This is a genomic window from Enhygromyxa salina, assembly GCF_000737335.2.
GTDB lineage: Bacteria > Myxococcota_A > Polyangia > Nannocystales > Nannocystaceae > Plesiocystis > Plesiocystis salina_C.
In genome coordinates, this window is record NZ_JMCC02000318.1 from 1 (window position 1) to 558 (window position 558).

The 558-nt window shown below is 60.6% G+C and carries 1 protein-coding gene; it reads right to left on the minus strand.

Annotated features, from left to right (window positions below; translation table 11 throughout):
- A partial coding sequence (locus DB30_RS41075) for an amino acid permease (protein ID WP_146663009.1) occupies nucleotides 1-558 on the minus strand: 558 nt, incomplete at both ends.

Consider the following 558-nt stretch of genomic DNA (forward strand, 5'->3'; position numbering starts at 1 on the left):
AGGTGATCGTGCTCGTGCTGCGCGACGGCGGCCACGCGCTTGCGCACGCCGAACCAGCCCAGCACCAGAATCACCGCCAGAATCGGGATAGCAGCGATGGTATAGGTGCCGTTCGGGTAATCGAACGCCATCAGCACCAGCACGCTCAGCAAGAACAGCAGCGTCAGCCAGGAGGTGACCGGCGCGCCCGGCAGCTTAAAGCTGACGTCGTCCGCTTTGCCTTCCTTGATCGCTTTGCGCAGACGCATCTGGCAGATCACGATAAAGCCCCATGAGGCGATAATGCCCAGCGACGCGACGTTCAGCACGATCTCGAAGACCTGCGAAGGCACGTAGTAGTTGAGTACCACGCCAATGACATAGACCGCGATGGTGACCAGAATACCGGCGTAAGGCACCTGCTGGCCGTTCATTTTCGCCATGAACTTCGGCGCCGAACCGCCCATCGCCATCGAACGCAGAATACGGCCGGTAGAGTAGAGGCCGGAGTTCAGACTGGAGAGCGCCGCGCTCAGCACCACGATGTTCATAATGCTGCCGACGTAAGGCACGCCCAGC